This window comes from Pseudoprevotella muciniphila (assembly GCF_003265305.2).
Classification (GTDB): Bacteria; Bacteroidota; Bacteroidia; order Bacteroidales; family Bacteroidaceae; genus Alloprevotella; species Alloprevotella muciniphila.
Genome location: NZ_CP033459.1, coordinates 725,012 through 742,879 on the forward strand (window position 1 = coordinate 725,012; position 17,868 = coordinate 742,879).

Genomic DNA, 17,868 nt, shown 5'->3' on the forward strand with positions numbered 1-17,868 from the left:
CAACAATTAACGCAACATAAGATGATCTCTAAGTACAGGCAAATGAGAGTAATGAAATTCGGCGGCACGAGCGTTGGCAGTCCGCAGAGAATGAAAGACGTAGAAAAACTTATTACAGACGGCAAACGCAAGGTGGTGGTACTGAGTGCGATGTCGGGCACTACAAATTCGCTCGTTGAGATTTCAGACTACATGAAGAAGCGCAATTTCGAGAGTGCGAACGCCATGATTAACCGCCTGCGTATCAAGTATCTGCAGCATGTGGAAGAACTCTACTCCACCGACGAGATGAAGGCTAAGACTCGCAAGTTTCTGGAAGACGAATTCATGTATCTCCATTCTTTCTCAAGCAGCAACTACGACGACACTGTAGAGAAAGCCATTCTGGCTCAGGGCGAGATTATCAGCACCAACATGGTAACGAACTACCTGTTGGAATGCGGTGTAAAGGTGGTGCTTGTTCCAGCCCTTGACTACATGCTCATCGACGAAGACAAAGAGCCCCAGATGAAGCCCATTAAGGACTATTGGACGGCACTGCTCGATCGCGACCCTGACACGGAGATTTTCCTGACACAGGGTTTCATCTGCCGCAACACCAACGGCGAGATAGACAACTTGCAGCGCGGTGGTTCGGACTACACAGCCAGCCTTATCGGTGCTGCCATGCGCATGGAAGAAATCCAGATCTGGACAGACATCGACGGCATGCACAACAACGACCCACGCTTTGTGGAAGGCACTACACCTGTTCGCCAGTTAAACTTTGAAGAAGCCGCCGAGTTGGCCTATTTCGGCGCCAAGATTCTCCACCCGACCTGCATTCAGCCTGCCCGCTACGCCGGCGTACCAGTACGCCTGCTCAACACCATGGATCCGTCGGCTCCCGGCACACTCATCAACAACAAGATGGTGAAGGGTCAGATTAAGGCGATTGCAGCAAAAGACAATATTACATGTATCAAAATTGTATCGTCGCGTATGCTTCTGGCTACGGGTTTTCTTCGTAATGTGTTTGAGATATTTGAGAAATATAAAACAAGCATTGACATGGTTGCCACTTCGGAGGTGGGTGTATCGATGTCGATTGACAATGTGAGCCGCCTCACTCCCATCGTTGAGGAACTGAAGAAATGCGGCACTGTAGTGGTTGACCGCAACCTGTGCATCATCTGCGTTGTCGGCGACTTGAAGGGCGACAACAAGGGCTTCGAATCCACCATTACATCAGCATTCGAGAATGTGCCTATCCGCATGATTTCCTACGGCGGCAGCGAACACAACATATCGTTCCTGATTGACCAAAAGAACAAAGAAGAGGCTCTGAAAGCACTGTCAGCAAAACTATTCAGCAAAACTAAATGAAAACACCCTATTACCACTACGACTTGAAACTGTTGGGCGCCACGCTCGATGCTATGGGACAAGCAGTTCGTGAGGACGATCCTTTCGTTGTGCATTATGCCATTAAAGCCTGCTACAACGATGCAGTATGCCGCATGATAGCCTCTCGCGGCTATGGTGCCGACTGTGTGAGCGAAGGCGAGATTAAGCATTGCTTGGAAGTCGGCTTCAAGCCTGAGAACATTGTTTTTGCCGGTGTCGGCAAGACTGACGAGGGCATCGACTATGCCATCAGTCAGGGCATCGGTTGCTTCAACGTGGAAAATGTGCCGGAACTTGAAGTCATCAACGAACGCGCAGGACTATTGGGCAAGACTGTCAATGTGGCGCTACGCATAAACCCCGACGTTGACGCCCACACGCATGAGAAGATAACGACAGGGCTGAACGAGAACAAGTTCGGCATTGCTATGGAGGACATGGTGAGTGCCATTCGTAAAGCCGAGAAGTTGGAACACGTCAACTACATCGGCCTTCACTTCCACATTGGTTCGCAGGTGCTTGACGTAAGCCTCTTTGCCCCACTTTGCGAGCGCATCAACGAACTACAGGACATGCTCGATGGCGAAGGTATCAAAACTACCTATATCAACGTCGGCGGCGGTTTAGGCATCGACTATGAAGACCCTAACGGTCATCCCATACCCGATTTTGAAGGCTATTTCAGCGTATTCCGCAACGGTTTGAAACTGCGTGCAGGTCAGAAGGTGCATTTCGAATTGGGTCGCGCCGTTGTGGGACAATGCGGCACACTGTATTCCAAGGTGCTCTATGTGAAGCAAGGACACGAGAAGAAATTCGTAATTCTCGATGCCGGTTTCACAGATTTGGTAAGAGTGGCGATGTATGGTTCTTACCATTACATTGAGAACACCACTCCACACAGCACCACGCTTGAGCCATACGACGTGGTAGGTCCGATCTGTGAGAGCAGCGATGTTTTTGCTGAAGGCAGGATGCTTCCTGCTACTGAACGCGGCGACATCTATGCCATCCGCTCTGCCGGTGCCTACGGTCACGTGATGGCTTCTACCTATAATTATCGCGACTTGCCCGGGGAAGTGGCTGAATGAACTGAAAGTTGAGATTGACAACGATGGGGCTGCAACGATGTTGCAGCATAGTTGACGGTTGAGAGTTCGGGGGCTTACTTTTTCGCATTTCGCAGAGCATTTTCTGCGCGTCGGATGTATGACTTTGCGTTAGAACGTGCATTGTCAGCACGGCGCTTGCTGTCGTCGGCACGTTCTATTGCGCTGTGTGCCTTGCGAAGTGAGTTTTGTGCCTGATCGTATCTTTTCTGGCGCTGATAGTATTCCGCATCTCTGAGGTGGTTAGCCGCCTCGCGCATATAATTTTCTGCATCCCTGTCATATCCTTGCGCCTGCCTCACATAATACGCTGCATCATTCTGGTTCGACGTTGCCTGACGTGCATAATAGTCGGTTTGTGCGTTCAGGACGAGGCAAAAAATCGCGAAAGATACTATGAACAGAATTCGTTTCATCTTGATATTCCTGTATTTTTTTGCAGTAAACCTGGGTTAGTGAAATTCGATGTCGTATATGACTTTTGCTCCTACTTCTTCGTTGAGTTTGTTGACGAGTTCCTGGCGGCGCATCATGAGGTCACTTCTGAGTGCCGGTGATTTCAGACGCACGATGAGTTTCTGGTTATGAATACGCAGTCCGTCGGTGTATCGCTGCACGACTTTCCCTGCCACTTTCTCCCATGAGTTGATGAGCCTGTACTCGTTGAGCGGTGTTTCGAGTTGCGATTCTCGAAGGAAGAGTTGCAGGAGTTCCTTTATGTCTGTTTCGTTTCTGCGTTTCATTGTTCTGTAATTATTCCGTTCGCTACGTTGAAAAGTTTGTAGTCGGTTTTTGAACTTGAAGCGAGGAGTGCATCGATGTGCTCGCGGTTGGTGTCGCTGATGAAGATTTGCCCGAAAGCATTGTTGCCCGACACATAATCAACTATCTTCGCCACCCTGTCTGCATCGAGTTTGTCGAAGATGTCGTCGAGCAGCAGTATGGGTTGCCTTTTGTCGCCCTTGTCTCTGAGGTAGAGGTATTGCGCGAGTTTCATGGAGAGGAAGTACGTTTTCTGCTGTCCTTGCGATGCTTCGCGCTTTATGGGGAAGTCGTTGACAAAGAGTTCGAGGTCGTCCTTGTGCGGTCCGTGCAAGGTATAGCCTACGATTCTTTCCTTTTGCCGTCCTTCTTTCAGTAGCGGTTTGAGCGGTCCCCTTTCGGCATGCGACTTGAGACTTATGTTTACCGTTTCCTTGCCGTCGGCAGAAAGCGCGTTATAGAGTTCCTGGAAAATAGGTACAAAAGTTTCCGCAAAGGCTTTCCTTTCGGCATAAATGGTTTCGGCATCTTTGCTCATCATGTCCTCGAGCACTTCCACTATGCTCCAGTCGGGTTCTTCGTCGGCTCTGAGGATGGCATTCCGCTGCTTGAGCATTCTGTCGTAGTGCATTGCCGCCGCGAGGTATGCGGGCGAATACTGCGCTATGACCTGGTTCATGAATCGCCTTCTCTCTTCGCTGCCGCCAGTGATGAGCAGCGAATCGATTGGTGAAATCATCACGAGAGGTATCTTGCCTACATGTTCGGCGATGCGTTTATACTCTTTTCCATTGATCTTCAGATGCTTGCGTTGTCCCCTTTTCATGCCGCAGGTTACACGCCCTGCCGTGCCGTTGTCGTCGAGGAAATCCGCTTGCAGCATCGCGAAGTCGGCATCATGCCTGATATTCAGGCTGTCGGTGGTTCCTCCGGTGGCACTTTTACAGAAACTCATATAATACACTGCGTCGAGGAGGTTCGTTTTGCCCTGTCCGTTCTTTCCGACAAAGCAATTTATGTTTTGCGAGAAGGCGAGGTCAGCCTCCTCAATGTTTTTGTAGTTTATTATTGATATGTTTTGTAGTAGCATGGTGTTTTTTAGGAAATTTTAGGAGAATCCAAGATATTCCGGGTCTTATGTTCTTTTTATTATTCCATTATTTATTGACTGGTTTGAGGTTCAAAATTACGTTTTTCAATCGAGAAGAGTAATGAAAAAATAAAAAAAAGGATATTTCCTTTTATCAATTCATTGGAAAGTGGTATTTTTGCGTGCAATTTTCACAAACAGCAAAAAAGAAATACAAAAAATAGTTATGGCTAACAAAAACAAGGCTGTAAAGCCTTCTGCTCGAGTTGAACAAAACGACACTCTTGCAACGACAACAGCATTCTTCACGAAGTATAAGAAACTGATTATTGGCATCCTTGCTGCCCTCGTGGTGGTTGTGGGCGGTTGGTTGGCATTCAAGTACCTCTACCTTGCTCCTCAGGAGGACAAGGCTCAGAGTTACCTTTCACAGGGCATCCAGTATGTTCTTCAGGGCGATCAACTGATGCAGCAGGTTGCTCAGGGTGAAGAACAAATGGCCAACGACACCACAGGTGCCGACAGCACAGTGAAGAAGCAGGTGGCAGACATGAAGAAGCAAGCCACAGACATGTACAACAAAGCACTCAAGGGCGAAGCCAAGTTTCCTGGCTACATCAAGGTTGCAAACAACTATTCCATGACAGATGCTTCCAACCTTGCGAAGGGTCAGGTGGGCATCATCTACCACAAGATGGGCAACTACAAGGAAGCCATCAAGTGGCTTGAGGACTTCACTCCTCAGAGCGACAAGACTATTTCGCCTGCCATAGTGGCTGCTTTGGGTCATGCTTACGCCGGCAACAATCAGGTGGACAAGGCTGTAGAAACGCTCAAGAAGGCAGCAGAATTGGCAAATGAAGACGTGGCAAGCGCACAATATCTCGTTGACGCCGGTAAACTTCTGGAAAGCCAGAACAACAAGAAGGGTGCTCTTGAAATCTACACTCAGGTGAAGAAAGACTATCCCAAATCAACCTACTGCCAGCCACAGAACATGAACGGCACCTTTACGGAGCCCATCATCGATGGTCTGATTGAGTTGGTAAAATAATAAGGAAAACAATATAGAAAGTGAAAGACTGGTTGGTTCGCGCCAAACTGTTTTTCACTTTTTTTATTAAATAACTTTTGGAGATTATGTCAGCAAAGGACTTCAAATTTACAGCAAATCAGGTAAATACCATTCCCGATGCTTCAGAAATGCAATTTGGCATCGTGGTTAGCGAGTGGAATAACGACATCACGGACAACCTCTTGGAGAATGCCGTTAACACACTGAAAAGATATGGTGCCAAGGAGGAGAACATCCTCGTGAAGCATGTACCGGGCTCTTTCGAACTGGTATATGGCGCTGCATGCATGAAGGATAGTACTATGGCGGATGCCATTATCGCCATAGGTTGTGTCATTCGGGGCGACACCCCCCACTTCGACTATATCTGCTCGGGAGTTACTCAAGGGTTGGCAGAGTTGAACACAGAGTCGGACGTGCCGGTGATTTATGGTGTTCTGACCGTCAACGACCACCAACAGGCTCTTGACCGCTGCGGAGGTTCGGCAGGAAACAAGGGCGAAGAATTTGCGCTCACTGCAATAAAAATGGTGGATTTTGTTTGGAGTTTGGAAAATTTGGAGTAATTTTGCAGTCGCAATAAGGGCAAATACCAGAGTGGACAAATGGGGCAGACTGTAAATCTGCTGGCTTTCGCCTTCGGTGGTTCGAATCCATCTTTGCCCACAAAAAAGAACGTCAGGCTTTGACGTTCTTTTTTGGTATAATATCTACACTTGGACTTTCTGTCCTTTTTTGCATAAGAGTGTTCACTCCCAATTCATAATATTTCTCAGGAAGGGAACGAGTTCTTTTGCCATTTGCTGGTGCTGTCGGGCTGACGGGTGTTTGTACTGTCCGTATCCGAGGGAGCCGTCTGCAGGTGTGAAATCGAGGCGATAGATTTCGTTGTCGCCACGTTGGTTTGCCCATTCTATTGCACGCTTTTGTGCGGTTTTCATGTCGGCGAGGCGCTGCCCTACTCTCATCGTTCCTGTAAGGAGGACGATTTTTGCATTTGGGTAGTTGCCTCGTATGGTCTTGAGGAAATTGTCGTAGCCTTTAGCGAGGAGATCAACAGAATATGAGGGATTGGAGGTGTCGTTCGTTCCGAGGTTTATGCAAACCACGTCGGGGGTGAAGCGACTGAAGTCCCATCTGTCTCCACCAAGTTGGAAGTGAGTGTATGGGTAATATGCGGGTAATACATCTTTGTCGCCAGCGGGTTTCCCGCCGCTATTTCGATATACACCAATGCCTGAACGCGCCACGACGAAGCATTGCGCATTGAGTTCTCGGCATGCTATGGCTTCATAGGAATAGTACTGGTTTTCGTTGGCAAATGATGATTTCGGATTTCCCGGTTCGGGATATTCTATACCGAGCGAGCAGGTGATGCTGTTGCCGATGAATTCTATCTTACGTTCCGGCAGTTGTGGCAGTTGTTCTGCGAGTCGTCCTTCTCTTTCGAGCAGTAAGCCGTAGAACACAGGTTTCAGCGTCAAGCCTTCCACGACGTAGGTCAGTGTCAGTCTATGCTGTCCTTTGTCGAGATTTTTCGCGACGAGTGTTTCAGCCAGATTCAGTCCGGTGCCACTGCCCTCTCCCACTTTAATCTTATAGGGCTCGCGGTCATCGATTTCCACCATAAAGTCGCCACACTTCGCCTTTGTCCTTATGCTGACCGTGGACGTTCCTTCTACTACTGCATGTATCTGCACTCCGGGATATGACCATGTGTATGCACTTGGATTTGCTGTACATACGCGCCCCACATATACGAGTTTGTCGTTATCGGGCGTGATTAGGGTTTGTGCCTTGCAGAACGACGCTAAGGAAAAAAGCATCGCCAGAATTGCTATTCTTGAAATTTTTGCCATAATTATCAGATTTATCTTTATTGTTCTAAGTTTTTCAGAATTCAGCGTACAGGAGCGGTGCCACGCTGCCTTGCTGAAGTTGCAGCATGATTTGTACGATGATGAGGAAGAGAATCGACTTGACGGGCCATGGCATGAGGATAAATCTTGCTGCCAGCCTGTCCATAGTTTTTCTCCTTACCGCGAATAGTAGGAACGACAATACAATCAGGATGAAGCAGAGTGTTCTTTTCTCTACGAACGGCGGGAGGTATGCCCAGTCGAAATCTGTAAAAATCTTTGTGAAGACTGCGGAAGCATCTTGCAGGTTCGCGGCTCTGAAGAACACCCATGCCACCATGACATAGAGCATGGTGATGGTCCATGCAGTAAACTTTGTCCAAACATTCTTGGGCAATTTGTCGAGTCCATGTTTCTTGCAGAATTTATGAACTACGAGTCCTAATCCGTGGAGCGCTCCCCAGATGACGAACATCCACGAAGCACCATGCCACACGCCTGCGAGGAGCATAGTCAGGAAGCAGTTGAGATAGGTCCGCGCATTGCCCTTTCTGTTTCCGCCGAGTGGGATGTAGAAATAGTCTCTGAACCATGTGGAGAGCGATATGTGCCATCTGCGCCAGAATTCGGTGAGGTTGAGCGACTGATAAGGCATATTGAAGTTGTCCCTGAGTCTTATGCCGAGTACTGCCGCAATGCCTATGCTCAGGTCGCTGTATCCACTGAAGTCGAAATAGATTTGTACGGTATATCCGAGCACAGCCATCATGTTTTCAAATCCTGAATATGTGGCAGGCATATCGAACACAAGGTTGTTGTATGTGGCGAGATAGTCTGCCACTACACCTTTCTTAATCAGTCCGAGGATAATCAGGAAGATGCCATAACAGGCCGTCGTTTCGCTGATGCGCGTGGTCCGTTTCAGTTGTGGGAAGAGTGTGCCGGCACGGGTGATGGGTCCTGCAAGCAACAGCGGGAAGAACGAGAGATAAAAGAGATAACTGAGGAAAGAAACCCGTTCCGTGAATTTTCCGCGATAGACATCCACTGCATAACTGATGCCCTGGAAGGTATAGAAACTGATGCCTATGGGCAGTGCTATGTCGAGCGGATTGAAATTGGTCTGTACAAGTTGCGCGAAATTTACTAAAAGGAAATTTGCGTACTTGAAATAGAGCAGTGGCAGGAGGTTGAGTATGACATTTAGCGCGAGAAGCCATTTTTTTGCGTTCCTACTTTCTATGGTTTCCATCCAACGGGTGACTGTCCATGTGGCGAGAGCCGTAACTGGTAAAAGCACCATTACCCAGCCGTTTGCCTTCCAGAAGAAGAAGAGGCTGAAGGCTATGACGTATGCTAACCGCCAGTTTTGGGTTTTCGCCCAGAAAGGAGTAATGTCAGTGGTTTGCCCTTCACGCAGACTCTTCTGCAACGACTTCGCCTCGCGCCAGTAGATGAATGCATAAACGATGAGGAATAGCACGAACATCAGCCAGAACTGTACGGTGCAGAACTGTACGATTTCGTTTGGTGTTGTCAGAAAATGGATAAGACTTTGTAACATCTTCTATTTTGGAATAATACTTTCAACTCTTTGGCGGAGAGAGGTGTGTCACAGCACCAGGCTTATATTCTTTCTCGGGTTTCTCCATTCGTATGGGATAGGCGCATTGCGGGCTTGCCAACCATTTTGTGAGCGTATCCACCCACATAATGCCGCCTTTTACCGTCGGGTGTGCTCCATCAGAGATTCTCGGCAGCACAAGTTCCCTGCTGTCGAAGAAACGACTCGCTCCTACGTTTTTAAGAATCAGGTCAGTGATACCCTTGTCTTTCTTCCAGTTTGGTGGACTTACCCATATAAATGGCAGGTTCTGACGATTCATCTTGTCGATGATGGTCTTGATGTCCTTGTCGCGTTCATCGAGGTCGCGGCGGAAGAGTTCGTTTGAGCAGAGGCAAATCATGAGATAGTCCGGCTTGTAGAGATTGATGAAATGCTCCAGGGTGTCAGTCTTTGCCCAATGCCTGGAACCGGAACTGTACCACACTGCAGAGAAGAGCGTATCTCCATTCTGTGAACAATAGTTACTGAAATGCTTGCGAAGCACTCCTACCATAGAATCTCCAAAGAGCAGGATGCGCTTTTTAGTGGTATCCACTTGGAAAACATCTGCGGTATCAGCAGGTGTTGATGCCACCATAGAGTCTTCCATCAAGACGGTCTCTTCGTCATCGAAGAGTTTTACCTTTTGTATCTTTTCGCCAAAGAACTCCACATCGTCGGGCATCGCCATGAAGGCGATGAATGCAGCGATGGGTAGCGCAAGTGTGAGTATTACTTTCAGATAGGGTTTCATTCAAATAGAAAAAAGGGGCACAACCATGATAAACAAGGCCATGTCCCTATCTTTATGTAAATCTTATAGGGATGTTATAAGTTTATCCCTTTTTTTATCCTCTGCATCGCAGAGTCGTTATTATTTTTATTTTTTTACTTTGTCAATGATGGCCTTGAAAGCCGCAGGGTTGTTTACAGCGAGGTCTGCGAGGACTTTACGGCTGATTTCCACTCCTGCTTTGTGGAGGGCACCCATGAGTTGTGAATATGACATACCTTCGAGGCGTGCAGCCGCATTGATACGCTGTATCCACAGTGCACGGAAATTGCGCTTTTTATTTCTACGATCGCGGTATGCATAAGTGAGACCTTTTTCCCATGTGTTTTTAGCAACGGTCCAAACATTCTTACGTGCGCCATAATAACCGCGCGTGAGTTTCAGAATTCTTTTTCTTTTTGCTCTTGAAGCAACGTGATTTACTGATCTTGGCATAATTTTGTTTTTTACGAATGTCAGCGCCGGCGGTTCGTTTTTTTACCGGACTTTCTGGCTGTGCATTCAGATTAAAAGTTTGTTTTGATTAAAATCCAGTTCTCTTTTTACAGTCTTTTCCCGTTTGGATTAACGCAGGCAAAGGAGTTCGCGTACCTGACGCTTGTTCGTTGAGTCAACGAGGTCTGCGTGGTCTAGGTTACGTTTTTGCTTCTTTGTCTTCTTTGTCAGGATGTGACTGTGGTAAGCGTGTTGTCTTTTAATCTTACCTGTTCCTGTGAGCGTGAAACGTTTCTTTGCTCCGGAATTTGTTTTAACTTTTGGCATTTTCTTTTTATTTATTAATTGTTATTATTACAGGCGGTTGCGTGAGATACCGGACGCAACGCGCGCATTTCTATTTATTCAGTCAGAAGTCTTCGCCTTCAACTTTAGGTCCGGTGTATTCCTTTTTGGCCTTCTGTTTTGGAGCCGCCTTGGCTACTCTTTCTTCGACAGGTCTCTGCACTAGCGCATCTTTCTTTGCCTGAATTTTCTTTGGCGAGATGAAGATGGTCATGCGTTTGCCTTCGAGTTTAGGCATTTGCTCCACCTTTCCGTATTCTTCGAGGTCGTTGGCAAAACGCAGTAGCAGCACTTCTCCTTGTTCCTTGAAGAGGATGCTCCTTCCGCGGAAGAATACGTACGCTTTTACTTTGTCGCCTTCGGAGAGGAATCCTTTTGCATGCTTGAGTTTGAAGTTGTAGTCGTGGTCGTCGGTTTGCGGTCCGAATCTGATTTCCTTGACATCCACCTTGACCTGCTTTGCCTTCATTTCCTTCTGACGCTTTTTTTGCTGATAGAGGAACTTCGAATAGTCGATGATGCGACATACGGGTGGGTCGGCATTAGGTGAGATTTCCACGAGGTCGAGGCCTTTCTGCTCTGCGAGTTGTATAGCCTGCTCTGTTGTCATCACTGTTGATGCTATGTCGTCACCTACGATTCGCACTTCGCGTGCTCTGATTTGCCCGTTGACGTTGTAGCGTAACTTCGTTTTGTCGTTCTTCATTCTCTGTGTCGTAGAATTGCTTTTTTGCGTGCAGAATTATTTTTGAATTTATTTGCGGCTGCAAAATTAGTAGTTTTTTGTCATTTCCGCAACCAAATCGTTGATTTTCTTGGCAAAATCTTCCACTTTCATGCTTCCCTGGTCTCCTTCGCCTTGTTTTCTGACAGAAATGGTATTGTTTTCCACTTCTTTTTCGCCGACGATGAGCAGGTATGGTATGTGTTTGATTTCGTTGTCGCGGATTTTTCGTCCTATTTTTTCGCTTCTGTCATCAACGGCTGCACGAACGCCGAGGTCTTCGAGTTGCCGGCGCACTTGCTGTGCATAGTCGTTGAATTTGTCGGAGATGGGCAGTACGACAGCCTGGTCGGGCATGAGCCAGAGCGGGAACTTGCCTGCGGTGTGCTCAATGAGTACAGCCACGAAGCGCTCCATAGAACCGAAAGGTGCACGGTGTATCATAACGGGACGATGCTTCTGGTTGTCCGTTCCTGTATATTCGAGTTGGAAGCGCTCTGGGAGGTTGTAGTCCACCTGTATGGTACCAAGTTGCCAACGGCGTCCGAGTGCGTCCTTGACCATGAAGTCGAGTTTTGGTCCGTAGAATGCGGCTTCTCCGTATTCTATTTTTGCAGGCAGTCCTTTTTCTTCGCAAGCCTCGATGATGGCACGTTCTGCCTTTTCCCAGTTTTCGTCCGTTCCGATGTATTTCTCGCGGTTCTCACGGTCGCGGAGTGAGATTTGCGCCTCATAGTTCTGGAAGTTGAGTGCCCGGAAGATAATCATGATGATATCCATCACACGAAGGAACTCGCCCTTCACCTGTTCGGGGCGGCAGAAGATGTGTGCGTCGTCCTGCGTAAATCCGCGCACACGGGTCAGTCCGTGGAGTTCGCCGCTCTGCTCGTAGCGATATACCGTGCCGAACTCAGCGAGGCGCAGTGGCAGGTCCTTGTACGAACGTGGTTTCGAGGCATAGATGGCGCAGTGGTGGGGGCAGTTCATCGGTTTGAGCATGTACTCCTCCCCTTCTTCGGGTGTATGTATAGGCTGGAACGAATCCTTGCCATACTTGGCATAGTGTCCGCTGGTAACGTAGAGGTTCTTCGAGCCGATATGTGGTGTCATGACCTGCTGATAGCCGAAGCGTTTCTGTATTTTCTTGAGGAAATCCTCGAGGAGCAGGCGCAGTGTGGTGCCTTTCGGCAGCCACATGGGGAGTCCCTTCCCTACGAGTTCGGAGAACATGAAGAGTTCCATTTCCTTACCTATCTTTCGGTGGTCGCGACGCTTGGCTTCCTCTATCATCTGCAGGTATTCGTCGAGCATTTTCTTCTTGGGGAAGGTAATGCCATAGACGCGCGTCATCTGCGGGCGCTTTTCGTCGCCACGCCAATAGGCTGACGAGCATGCGGTTACCTTGATAGCCTTGATGGGTGCCGTTGTCATGAGGTGCGGACCACGGCAGAGGTCAGTGAAACTGCCCTGCGTGTAGGTGGTGATGGTACCGTCTTCGAGGTCGGCTATGAGTTCGTTCTTGTAGTGCTGTCCTCTCTGGTCGAAGAACTTGATGGCGTCAGTCTTTGAGATATCCTCCCTGACGAGTGCTTCCTTCTTCTGCTGGAGTTCCTGCATCTTCTTCTCTATTTTTGGGAAGTCCTCCTCCTTGATGGTTACACCTTCGGGGGGCATCACGTCGTAGTAGAAGCCGTTTTCGATGGCGGGTCCTATGCCGAACTGTGTGCCTGGCCAGAGTTCCTGCATGGCTTCTGCCATGAGGTGCGAGCTGGTGTGCCAGAAGGCGTGCTTTCCTTCGGGGTCATCCCATTTGTAGAGGTTGATTGTAGCGTCCTCATTGATGGGGCGGTTGAGTTCTCTCGTTTCGCCGTTCACACCACATGCGAGCACATCCTGTGCCAGTCTGGGCGAGATGCTCTCGGCTATCTGCAAACCGGTTACGCCGCTTTCGTATTCGCGCACGTTGCCGTCGGGGAATGTTATTTTAATCATAATGTATTATTTATTCTGTTTTATGTTGTCTATCTATTTTTTCAAAATATCTCGCAAAAGTACGTAATTTTTGTCAATAAATCAAGTTTCGCAAGTTTCACTTGCTTGAAGTTGACGATATTGCCTCTTTCTCTTTGAAGTTAACGAAGTTAGTGAAGTTATTCGCTTCGCTCGAAGTTAACGACGTTAGCTTTTTCTTCTGCTTCTTGTTCCTTCTTCTTTCTTCTGTTATTTTGGTCCAACACTATCGTCGTTAACTTCTTTAACTTCGATAACTTCGACAACTTCAGAAAGTTGAATCAACAACAGAAAAAGTAAGGAGAAAACCCTGCTCGGGCTCTCTCCTTTTGGAATTTTGAAAGCAAGCGGGTTTATGCTTCTGCAGGGGCTTCTGTTGTTTCCTCTGCGGGAGCTTCTGCTGTTTCGGCTGCTTCGGCTGCTTCGGCTTCTGCTTCTGCTGCGTGCTCAGCGGCTTTCTTTTCAGCCACTTTCTTTGCGATTTCTTCGTTCACTTTCTTTTCGGCAGCGAGGCGTGCGTCGGCATCTGCTTTCTTTTCAGCGGCTACCTTGCCCTTTGCTGCAGCATTTTTCTCGTCGCGTTCCTTCTTCCATGCGTCGAACTTAGCCTGTGCGGCTGCTTCGTCGAATGCGCCCTTCTTCACGCCACCCTTGAGGTGCTTCATGAGGAGTACGCCTTCCTTGGAGAGGATGTTGCGAACGGTGTCAGTGGGCTGCGCGCCGGCCTCGAGCCAATAAAGTGCGCGTTCAAAATTCAAATCTACTGTGGCGGGATCGGTGTTAGGGTTGTAAGTACCGATCTTTTCAGTAAATTTACCATCACGTGGTGCTCTTGCGTCGGCGATAACGATGCTGTAGAAAGCATATCCTTTGTGTCCGCGACGCTGCAATCTGATTTTAGTTGCCATTTGTTTTTTGTTGTTTTAATAGGTTTGAATTAACCGCTATCTCGTAACGGCGGCGCAAAGGTAGTGATTTTTTTGGAATTGGGAAAAGGGTTGGAGAAATTTTCTTACGCGCACAACATTTTAGGTCGTCCCTTGAAAACCGATTTAGTAAATCAATTTAAGGATTAAAGAGAAAAACTGATAGCAGATAATTATACTTCTTAATTTACATTCCATCTTTTTGAAGCCAATTCTCTGGCCAAGGATACTGGTATTTCTCCCAAAGCAACTCACAATATTTTTTCGCACTTTTCTTGTCAGAGAACACGACACTTTTTGACAAAGGTGAATCATTACCTTTTTTAATATCCATTTCACGTCTATATATTACCCTTTCTGCATGTTTGACATAATTTGTTTTTACTCCGAGATTAAGAGATTCGTATTTACTACCACCAAAATCGTCATCAACATACCGGCCTTGAGCTAAGTCTAACTTGTCAGATAAAAACGTCAAGAATTCCTTCTCGTTTCTGGCATTATAATAGTCCAAGTCAACGACAGCTTTCATGGCTTTTATGGAATACTTGCGAAACTCGTTTTCCTTTTTATTTTTGCAATTGTTCTCGCTTAAATCAAGTCCAACCTGATTAAGCAATTCCTTTTTAGTATCGGCTTTACCAAACAACAATCCGCATATCACTATGATTGCTATCATTAATATAAATGTTGCCATATCAAATAAGATTACAATCCTTTTATCTATATAAATCACGAATAATTCATTTGCATCATCTTCTTCTGCATATCCATAGCCATAACAGCCATCATTTCGTCCTGATCCATATCGTCTGGGAAAGTCCATTCTAGTTGGAAAGAAGGAACAACTGGGTTGTCCTTCACTTCATACTGAATGATGACCTTGTTGCCCGTAGATTGTTGGATATGGAAAAGGGTCGTACCACCATAAAAGCATAACGCTTCGTATGTTTTAATGGGTAAGACCCAATATCAATTGCAAATTTATTTACTTACTAACTTTCAATATGCAAAATCATAAGATTTTTTTTTGATATTTTCTTAAGTTGTCAGACTCGATTACTTTAAGATGGGTTTTGAGTATTTACTCTTCGATGTACGGCAATTCGCTCAAGAACTTGTCGAAATCGCTTTGGAAGAGGCGGTCTTGGATTATTCGGTATTTTTCGAATTCAGTTTCGGCATGTTCTTTTGCTTGTTCGGCAGTTATGTTTCCTGCGTTTTGCAGGATGTCATTGCCTCCGGCAGCCAAGATGGTGTCTATCTGCTTTGCCCAGTCCTCCATTGTCATGGGAACATGCCGCTTAGCCATGCGCTCTGCGAGTTCGAGCACACCGTTCACGAGTTGTCCCATGTCAGACAGTTCCGCCTGTTTCAAGTAGTTTTTGGCAATTGAGACATCTGTCTTTACTATTTTTCCGTCCGGTGCGTTCTCCCACGTGGTCAGCCCCATGTGCTCTTGCTCTGCATCTGCCCGCTCTACAATCAGTTCTGCTGCCGTATGCCCATGAACGGCATAATGCATCTTGTTCTGCATCACCTTGAAGAACTGCCGTGTTGTGGGTGCATCGCGATTATAGTCTATGGCTGTAGCATAAATATCGGTCAGTTTCTGATAGAAGCGACGCTCGGAGAGACGTATTTCCCTGATTTCTGCCAAGAGGTGCTCGAAATAGTCTTCATCGAGAAATGTGCCGTTCTCCATCCGCTTTCGGTCGATGACATATCCCCGAATGGCATAATCTCGCAGAACGCTCGTTGCCCACTGGCGGAACTGTGTTGCTCGTATTGAATTGACGCGATAGCCTACGCTTATTACTGCATCGAGATTGTAGAATTGAAGCGTACGATTAACATTTCTGTTTCCTTCTTGTCGAACTACCGAAATTTTCTCGGTAGTTGCCTCCTTGCTCAGTTCTTGTGTTTCGTAGATATTCTGTAAATGCACACCCACATTGTCCGTAGAACAGTCGAAAAGTATGCTCATGGCTTTCTGTGTACACCATACGGTTTTGTCCTTATAATATACTTCTATGCCTTGCTGCTTTCCTTCTATCTGGAAGATAAGGAACTCTGCTGTGCTATTTCTTATTTCTCTTCTTTCCATTCTAAAACACTACTTATTATTTTCGCTGCGCGTTTATAGTTTATGTAATTACCACTAATCTGTCATTTGATAAAAATGAACCACGAATTACACAAATCACACGGATTATTGCCACGTAAGTCCAAGCGGCAGGATTTTATTTTCTGCGGCGCGACACTTGTAATTATTACTTGCGATGCTGTTTTGGGTGTAGTTTTATGTCGAACTTGAAGTTTGTCATTAGTTCCTTGAGTGTTGACTTTGAGAGGTATGCCCTGCCTTGGCGTTTGCCTTCCGGGAAGATGAACTGCAGACGTTTGCCTCCTATCGGTTTCCTTACCACCGTGCATGAGGCCGTGACGGGGTCGCCGAGGCGGAAGCCGCTGGTGGCGGCTCGTCCGGGGAATTCTACTGTGGTACCGAGGTCTTTGTCGTAGAGTTCGAGGATGGCTTCGATGGTGGCGAGTGCTTCGTTGGTTGTAGCACCAAGACGTATGGTTACCTCGTGCAGGTTCTTCACCTCCATACCGAGAATTTCGTCTGCCCCGAGGAAGTCGGTGATGCGCCCCAGACTGAGGTAGTAGCCGAAGGTGCCGACATCTTCGCTGTCTTGATATGTAAAGATGCTGTACTCGCCGTGGTCGGTCTCTGCCTCTGCCACTTCCACGCGCATCCCTGCTGGCAGGTTTTTCTGCGCGTATATTGTGCTGAGCGTCATTGTGCCGAGTAACAGCACGCTTAATAGTTTCTTCATCGTTTTGCTGTTCTTTTTTCAGACTGTTTTTTGCTGTCCGCTTACTAACGGTTTATCCTGTTCATCCTTATTTTGCTTGAGGCTTGAGTGGCTCTTGGTAGTTCGTGCGATTCAAACTTAATTTCGAGAGACCTGCCGGCCTTTTTGGCTTTGTAGATATATTTTACTCCGAGATCAGCCTTTCTGTAGTCTTCGAATGCTGCGCCTTTCATTTGGTCGCTGAGTTCGCTCTCTGCAAAGATGCTCTTCTTGATGTTGTCCTTCTGTGCTTCGAGAATACTGAAATCCACTTTGGTGTCGTCCACTTCGTAGGTCATCACAACATAGCCCTCCTGAAGTTCGCAGTCCACCATTTGCGTCATTTCATCCACTTTTTCAGGCAGACGTGCCTTGGTGTTGCTGATTTGTGCTTTCACCGCCTTGAGAGCCATTTCTTCGGGTGTGGCATTGGCGTATTCCAGTTTTGCCTTCCTGAGTTGTTCGTTGCTTATCTCTATTATTACCTTGTCGGCATCATTGTCTTCACCTGCATATTGCAATCTGAGTCCACAACCTGCGTTGAGTATTTGATCAACGACTCTTGCCGTAGATTTGTTTTCCTTCGCTTGCGACACAAAACTCATTGCCATCATCTCGGTACTTTCCTCCTTGCTTCTCGACTTCCATCCGTCTTTTACGAGTTCGAAGTTTTCTTGTATGAATTTGTATTTGAAGATGACCATATTTTCTTTGAGTTCTCCTCCGAGGAATGTGCCCATGCCTTCCATTCTCTGCGGACATTCTTTGTTCATTTCTGCAATGGCTTTTTCGAGGTTATTTCTGTTGAATCGCTCGCAGGAAAAGGTCAGGGTGAGCAACAGCGTCAGTGCAAGGAGTTTTGCAATATTTTTTCTGATTGTATTCATGGT

At 47.1% G+C, this 17,868-nt stretch carries 19 protein-coding genes and 1 tRNA gene; 5 read left to right on the forward strand and 15 right to left on the reverse strand.

Features of this window, described 5'->3' with window-relative positions; all coding sequences use genetic code 11:
* Positions 1–42 precede the first annotated feature (42 nt).
* The gene (locus C7Y71_RS03005) at positions 43–1,365 is read left to right on the forward strand and encodes an aspartate kinase (protein ID WP_111898632.1); all 1,323 of its coding nucleotides are present in this window, start codon (positions 43–45) and stop codon (positions 1,363–1,365) included.
* Positions 1,362–2,477 carry a diaminopimelate decarboxylase gene (lysA, locus tag C7Y71_RS03010; protein WP_111898631.1) on the forward strand — a complete coding sequence of 372 codons (1,116 nt, stop codon included), beginning with the start codon at positions 1,362–1,364 and terminating at the stop codon, positions 2,475–2,477. Before C7Y71_RS03005 ends, lysA begins: the two co-directional genes overlap by 4 nt.
* A 74-nt stretch (positions 2,478–2,551) precedes the next feature.
* Here the strand turns inward: lysA and C7Y71_RS03015 are convergent, their stop codons facing one another.
* The 3 genes from C7Y71_RS03015 to recF are packed head-to-tail and all read right to left on the reverse strand — an operon-like array spanning position 2,552 to position 4,347.
* Positions 2,552–2,911 (reverse strand): hypothetical protein, encoded by a 360-nt coding sequence (locus C7Y71_RS03015; protein ID WP_111898630.1) that lies wholly within the window; start codon positions 2,909–2,911, stop codon positions 2,552–2,554.
* A 36-nt stretch (positions 2,912–2,947) separates the two neighbouring features.
* The gene (locus C7Y71_RS03020; RefSeq protein WP_111898629.1) at positions 2,948–3,238 is read right to left on the reverse strand and encodes a DUF721 domain-containing protein; all 291 of its coding nucleotides are present in this window, start codon (positions 3,236–3,238) and stop codon (positions 2,948–2,950) included.
* On the reverse strand, positions 3,235–4,347 hold the full coding sequence (gene recF / locus C7Y71_RS03025; RefSeq protein WP_111898628.1) for a DNA replication/repair protein RecF: 1,113 nt from the start codon (positions 4,345–4,347) through the stop codon (positions 3,235–3,237). The genes C7Y71_RS03020 and recF overlap by 4 nt, the downstream gene beginning before the upstream one ends.
* Before the next feature lie 226 nt (positions 4,348–4,573).
* On the opposite strand from recF, the gene C7Y71_RS03030 reads away from it, so the two are divergent.
* From C7Y71_RS03030 to C7Y71_RS03040, 3 genes are all read left to right on the forward strand, one after another.
* Positions 4,574–5,401, forward strand: coding sequence for a tetratricopeptide repeat protein (locus C7Y71_RS03030; RefSeq protein ID WP_111898669.1), 828 nt, complete (start codon positions 4,574–4,576; stop codon positions 5,399–5,401).
* A gap of 86 nt (positions 5,402–5,487) precedes the next feature.
* Positions 5,488–5,988, forward strand: a complete 501-nt coding sequence (gene ribH, locus C7Y71_RS03035; RefSeq protein WP_111898627.1) for a 6,7-dimethyl-8-ribityllumazine synthase — start codon at positions 5,488–5,490, stop codon at positions 5,986–5,988.
* Between the two features lie 17 nt (positions 5,989–6,005).
* Positions 6,006–6,088, forward strand: a tRNA-Tyr gene (locus tag C7Y71_RS03040).
* Positions 6,089–6,171: 83 nt separating this feature from the next.
* Here the strand turns inward: C7Y71_RS03040 and C7Y71_RS03045 are convergent.
* From C7Y71_RS03045 to C7Y71_RS03100, 12 genes are all read right to left on the reverse strand, one after another.
* Positions 6,172–7,281, reverse strand: a complete 1,110-nt coding sequence (locus tag C7Y71_RS03045; protein ID WP_111898626.1) for an SGNH/GDSL hydrolase family protein — start codon at positions 7,279–7,281, stop codon at positions 6,172–6,174.
* Positions 7,282–7,315: 34 nt separating this feature from the next.
* On the reverse strand, positions 7,316–8,845 hold the full coding sequence (locus C7Y71_RS03050) for an MBOAT family O-acyltransferase (protein ID WP_111898625.1): 1,530 nt from the start codon (positions 8,843–8,845) through the stop codon (positions 7,316–7,318).
* A gap of 22 nt (positions 8,846–8,867) precedes the next feature.
* Positions 8,868–9,641, reverse strand: coding sequence for an SGNH/GDSL hydrolase family protein (locus C7Y71_RS03055; protein ID WP_111898624.1), 774 nt, complete (start codon positions 9,639–9,641; stop codon positions 8,868–8,870).
* Positions 9,642–9,767: 126 nt separating this feature from the next.
* Entirely contained in the window at positions 9,768–10,115 is a 348-nt protein-coding gene (gene rplT, locus C7Y71_RS03060) for a 50S ribosomal protein L20 (protein WP_111898623.1), read from the reverse strand.
* Between the two features lie 129 nt (positions 10,116–10,244).
* Positions 10,245–10,442 carry a 50S ribosomal protein L35 gene (gene rpmI, locus C7Y71_RS03065; RefSeq protein ID WP_111898622.1) on the reverse strand — a complete coding sequence of 66 codons (198 nt, stop codon included), beginning with the start codon at positions 10,440–10,442 and terminating at the stop codon, positions 10,245–10,247.
* Between the two features lie 82 nt (positions 10,443–10,524).
* Positions 10,525–11,166: a translation initiation factor IF-3 gene (gene infC / locus C7Y71_RS03070; protein WP_111898621.1), complete on the reverse strand. Its 642-nt coding sequence runs from the start codon at positions 11,164–11,166 to the stop codon at positions 10,525–10,527.
* A gap of 66 nt (positions 11,167–11,232) precedes the next feature.
* Entirely contained in the window at positions 11,233–13,176 is a 1,944-nt protein-coding gene (thrS, locus tag C7Y71_RS03075; protein WP_111898620.1) for a threonine--tRNA ligase, read from the reverse strand.
* Between the two features lie 371 nt (positions 13,177–13,547).
* On the reverse strand, positions 13,548–14,102 hold the full coding sequence (locus tag C7Y71_RS03080; RefSeq protein WP_111898619.1) for a 30S ribosomal protein S16: 555 nt from the start codon (positions 14,100–14,102) through the stop codon (positions 13,548–13,550).
* Between the two features lie 205 nt (positions 14,103–14,307).
* Positions 14,308–14,946: a hypothetical protein gene (locus C7Y71_RS03085; protein ID WP_146739437.1), complete on the reverse strand. Its 639-nt coding sequence runs from the start codon at positions 14,944–14,946 to the stop codon at positions 14,308–14,310.
* Positions 14,947–15,204: 258 nt separating this feature from the next.
* Positions 15,205–16,227: a virulence RhuM family protein gene (locus C7Y71_RS03090; RefSeq protein ID WP_111898617.1), complete on the reverse strand. Its 1,023-nt coding sequence runs from the start codon at positions 16,225–16,227 to the stop codon at positions 15,205–15,207.
* A gap of 166 nt (positions 16,228–16,393) precedes the next feature.
* Positions 16,394–16,960 carry a hypothetical protein gene (locus C7Y71_RS03095; protein ID WP_111898616.1) on the reverse strand — a complete coding sequence of 189 codons (567 nt, stop codon included), beginning with the start codon at positions 16,958–16,960 and terminating at the stop codon, positions 16,394–16,396.
* A 44-nt stretch (positions 16,961–17,004) separates the two neighbouring features.
* The gene (locus C7Y71_RS03100; RefSeq protein WP_111898615.1) at positions 17,005–17,865 is read right to left on the reverse strand and encodes a hypothetical protein; all 861 of its coding nucleotides are present in this window, start codon (positions 17,863–17,865) and stop codon (positions 17,005–17,007) included.
* Positions 17,866–17,868 lie beyond the last annotated feature (3 nt).